Annotated in this window: 2 protein-coding genes; both read left to right on the top strand. The window is 54.3% G+C overall.

Features of this window, described 5'->3' with window-relative positions; genetic code table 11:
• Positions 1 to 2880: glycosyl hydrolase family 65 protein (locus tag WC600_18560; protein MFA4904733.1), on the top strand; the 2880-nt coding region annotated here is incomplete at its 5' end.
• Between the two features lie 401 nt (positions 2881 to 3281).
• The coding region (locus WC600_18555; protein ID MFA4904732.1) for a glycosyltransferase family 4 protein at positions 3282 to 5341 on the top strand (2060 nt) is incomplete at its 3' end.

Here is a 5341-nt window from a genome sequence, read left to right as displayed (position 1 = left end):
CGCGGGCAATCCGGTCTCTGGGGCTACGCTATATCCGGCGATTTGCCGATCCTGCTCCTGCGGATTGAAGATCCGGCCAACATTGGCCTGGTGCGTCATCTTATACAGGCCCACGCTTACTGGCGCTTAAAAGGGCTGGCGGTGGACCTGGTGATCTGGAACGAAGATCACGCCGGTTATCGGCAGTTACTCCACGACCAGATTATGGGGCTCATTGCCGCAGCCGAAGGCGCTCATGTGACGGATCAACCGGGCGGCATTTTCGTAAGGCCCGCGGACCAGATATCGAACGAGGAACGTATCCTGCTCCAAACGGTCGCTCGCGCTATCGTCACCGACAGGCGGGGGATGCTGGCGAACCAGATCAATCGTCGGAGCCTCGTGCAATTAACTTTGCCGCCCCTTATACCGACCCGCACTCACCATAGCGCTCCGCCGGCAGTTGCCGCCTTGCCTCGCCACGATCTGCTGTTTTTTAACGGACTCGGCGGATTCACCTCTGATGGCCGCGAGTACATCATTACAACCACCCATGATCAGTTGACGCCGGCGCCATGGGTGAATATCCTGGCAAATCCGCACTTTGGAACCGTTATCTCGGAGAGCGGCTCTGCCTACACCTGGGCCGAGAATGCCCACGAGTTTCGTCTTACTCCCTGGTATAACGATCCCGTGAGTGATACGAGCGGGGAGGCTTTCTACCTCCGCGATGAAGAGCGCGGCCACTTTTGGTCTCCCATGCCGCTGCCCAGCCGTGGGGCAACGCCTTACGCCACCCGGCACGGATTAGGCTATACCGTCTTCGAGCACACGGAGCACGGCATCCGGTCCGAGGTATGGGTTTACGTGGCCATGGACGCATCAATCAAGTTTACTGTATTGAAGGTAAGAAACGAGTCAGGCAGATCACGCCGACTCTCTGCTACCGGATATGCGGAATGGGTTCTGGGAGATCTGCGGCCCAAAACAACCATGTATGTGATCACCGAAATTGACCCGGTAAGCGGTGCGCTTTTCGCGCGGAACCCTTACAATACAGAGTTTCCCGACCGGACTGCCTTTTTCGATGTGGACGAAGCGACCCGGACGGTAAGCGGCGACCGGACTGAATTCCTGGGGAGGAACGGCACGCTGCGTAGTCCAGCCGCGATGACCAGGCTGCGGCTCTCCGGCAAAATGGGCGCTGCCATGGACCCCTGTGCTGCAATTCAGGTTTCCTTTGAACTGGCCGCTGGGCAGGAACGTGAAATTGTCTTCAGGCTCGGCGCCGGGCGGGACGCCGAGGACGCCGGCAACCTGGTCCGTCGCTTCCGTGGAACTGCTGCGGCACGCCAGGCGCTCGAAACGGTCTGGCAATACTGGCAGCACACGCTCGGCGCAGTGAACGTGGAAACACCCGACCAGTCCCTCAACATGTTGACCAACGGCTGGCTCTTGTACCAGACACTGGCATGCCGCCTGTGGGCGCGCAGTGGATTCTACCAGTCCGGGGGCGCCTTTGGTTTTCGCGATCAGTTGCAGGACGTAATGGCTCTCATCCACACCGAGCCGCGCCTCGTGCGCGAGCACCTCCTTCTTGCCGCAGGCCGTCAATTCCCCGAGGGTGATGTACAGCACTGGTGGCATCCTCCTCAAGGCCGCGGCGTGCGCACACACTGTTCCGACGATTATCTCTGGCTGCCGTTGGCGGTGTGCCGCTACGTCAGGAGCACCGGGGATTACGGTATCTTGGATGAGACCATCCGCTTCCTTCAGGGTCGCCCGATAAACGCGAATGAGGATTCCTATTACGATCTGCCCGGCCGGTCTCGAGAAACGGCAGGATTGTATGAACACTGTGTAAGAGCCATCCTGAGAGGTCTCAACTATGGCGAGCACGGATTACCGCTCATGGGTTCCGGCGACTGGAACGACGGCATGAACATGGTGGGCGCAGAGGGGAAAGGCGAAAGCATCTGGCTGGGCTTTTTCCTGTATGATGTGCTTATGCAATTCACTGAGGTTGCCCGCAGACGTGGCGATCTGCCCTTCGCGCAGCGGTGCGAGGCAGAGGCGGAGCAGATGCGCCGGAACATCGAGCAGCATGGGTGGGATGGTGGGTGGTACCGCCGCGCTTACTTCGACGACGGCTCGCCGCTGGGGTCGATGAGTAACTCCGAATGCCGGATTGATTCGATTGCGCAAAGCTGGTCCGTTCTCTCCGGCGCAGGCGATGCCGAACGCGCGCGCATGGCCATGGAAGCCGCGGATCAACATCTTATCCACCGGGATCAGGCACTGATCCAACTCCTGGACCCGCCGTTCGACAAGTCTGATTTGAATCCCGGCTACATAAAGGGATATGTCCCCGGCGTACGGGAGAATGGCGGGCAATACACCCATGGAGCGATCTGGATGGCGATGGCCTTCGCTAAACTGGGAGACAGCCGGCGCGCCTGGGAACTGATGGACATGATCAATCCGGTGAACCATGCGAGGTCTCCTGAGTCGATGGCGACTTACAAGGTGGAACCCTACGTCGTCGCGGCCGACGTTTATGCGCTCTCGCCGCACACCGGCCACGGTGGATGGACGTGGTACACCGGTTCGGCCGGCTGGATGTACCGGCTGATCTTGGAATCACTCCTGGGGCTGAGGCTGGAGGTGGATAGACTGAGTTTCGCACCGCTTCTCCCGGAGAATTGGAAAGGCTTCACGGTGCACTACCGTTATCGGGAAACGGTCTACCACATCGCCGTTCTGCGGGCATCTGCCGGCGATACCGGTGATGGCAAAATGATCGTGACCGTTAACGGCGTCCCGCAAAAGGATACAACAATCACCCTTGTTGACGACCACAAGGAACACGCAGTCGAGGTGAAAATACCTGTGAACCCATAGGGAATGAGTATTATGCGGAAACCATATAACACGCAGAGCAAAAAGGACAAAAAGAGGACAGATTTATTTACTGTAGGCACAAACGAATACCTGCTTTCTTGCTGTCGGTATGTAGAGTTGAATCCGGTCAGGGCTGGGATCGTTCCAGTTCCTGAAGATTACCGATGGTCGAGTTATGGAGAAAAAGTTGGACTGACAAAACAGATATTGTTGGATTTTGACCCCTTTTATTGTAAGCTTGGCATCAGTAAAAACAGAGCGGCAAGAGAAATACAAGGAATTTGTAATGGGAACAATCCCAGAAGAGGAGTTTGAGCAGATACGACAGGCAATACAGCGAGGCCAGTTGACAGGTGGAGAGCGATTTGTCGAAGAAATAGAGGTTAAGGTGGGAAGGCAAATTGAATTTAGAGGGCAGGGCAGGCCGCGTAAATCCAGAAAATAAATCTGTTCCCTTTTCTGCTGAATGTCAGCAAGAGCTGACTGCATGGGTAAAACGTAAACACAGAAAGGTAGCCGTTATGACATCTGTTATTAAGTATTATGAGAGAATCAACTCGGTTGCCGTAATCGGCAACTATTCACCCCGACAGTGCGGTATTGCAACATTCACTACTGATCTTGTCGAAGCATTATCAACAGAAGCGCCCGGTATAAACTGCTGGGCGGTTGCCATGAATGACACAGCCGAGGGATATGCATATCCTGAAAAAGTGCGATTTGAGATTAACCAGAACAGACTTAACGATTATAGTGTCGCATCGGAGTATCTCAATATCAGCCAGGTGGATATTGTCTGCGTGCAGCATGAATACGGTATTTTCGGCGGCCCGGTCGGCAGTCATCTCCTGAAACTTCTTGGAGATCTTCGCATGCCGGTCGTAACAACCCTGCATACGGTTCTGAGAGATCCAGCCCAGGAATATCGTGAAGTCATGCGCAGGCTGTCTGATCTGTCCGATAAACTCATCGTGATGAGCCACAAGGCTGTTGATTTCCTCAAAGATATCTATGACGTGCCGGAAGAGAAAATTGCCTTTATCCATCACGGCATTCCGGATACGCCTTTTATGGATCCCAACTTCTACAAAGATCAGTTCGGCGTGGAAGGCAAAAAGGTGCTTCTCACATTCGGCCTGATTTCCCCCAATAAGGGCATTGAAAACGTCCTGCAGGCGCTTCCGTCAGTCATCCAAAAACACCCTGATCTTACCTATATTATCCTGGGAGCAACACATCCGCATATCTTGAAGGCGCATGGGGATGAATACCGCATCAGCCTGCATCAGCTCGTGCGCAAACTAGGTATCAGCGAGCATGTCATTTTTCAAAACCGTTTTGTTGAGATGAAAGAATTATGTGAGTTTCTCGGCACCACCGATATATATATAACTCCATATCTTGAAGAAGCCCAGATTACTTCCGGGACCCTCGCCTATGCCATGGGGACCGGCAAAGCCGTCATTTCAACCCCGTACTGGTATGCGACCGAGATGCTAGCCGAAGGACGGGGAAGAATTGTTCCATTCAAAAACCCTGATGCCATAGCGGAACAAATCATCGACCTTCTGGACAACGATACTAACCGGCATACGATGCGCAAAAAAGCCTATACATTCTGTCGCGAGGCGATCTGGAAGGAGGTGGCCCGAAGATATCTCGAGGTTTTCAGCGAGGTTCAGCTCAACCGTTCCCGGCACCCCCGCCCCCGGCACTCATATATTGAAAACATCAAATCTATCACGAATTTCGAGCTCCCGGACATGAAGCTTGATCACCTGAAAACCCTTACCGATGATACCGGTATTTTGCAACATGCCATCTATACCATCCCCGATCGCGCCCATGGCTACTGCACCGATGATAATGCCAGAGCGCTGATGCTTGCAGCCATGGGCCGGAAATATCTGCTTACAGACAGCAAGTACTTCGATTCCCTCAGCAACCAGTATCTCAGCTTTCTACTGGATGCCTTCAATGTCGAAAAGGGGCGGTTTCGTAATTTTATGACCTATGCACGGCAATGGCCCGAGGAGGTGGGATCCGAGGATGCTCACGGCAGGGCGCTCTGGGGCCTTGGCAAGGCTGTGGCTTTTCTTGACAATCGCGGACAGATGGCAATGAGCATGACGCTCTTCAACCAGGCGATGAAAGCTGTCGAGCATTTTAATTCGCCCCGAGCCATCGCTTTTGCCCTGGTGGGCATTCATGCCTACTTGCATAAATTTTCAGGCGACAGTGAAGTGCGCAGGGTCCGAGAAGTCATTGCCGACGGGCTTTTCAATCAGTTCAGGAACAATGCAACAAACAGCTGGCCCTGGCTTGAAAACACTTTAAACTATGCCAACGGCAAGCTGCCCCATGCCTTACTCGTGTCCGGCCAATCGATGCAGCGCAGCGATATGATCGATATGGGGCTCATGTCCCTCAAGTGGCTGCTCACCATCCAGACCGAAAAGGG

The sequence above is a fragment of the Desulfobaccales bacterium genome, from assembly GCA_041648175.1.
In the GTDB taxonomy this organism is placed as follows: Bacteria; Desulfobacterota; Desulfobaccia; order Desulfobaccales; family 0-14-0-80-60-11; genus 0-14-0-80-60-11.
This window is presented reverse-complemented; position numbering and strand designations above follow the sequence as displayed.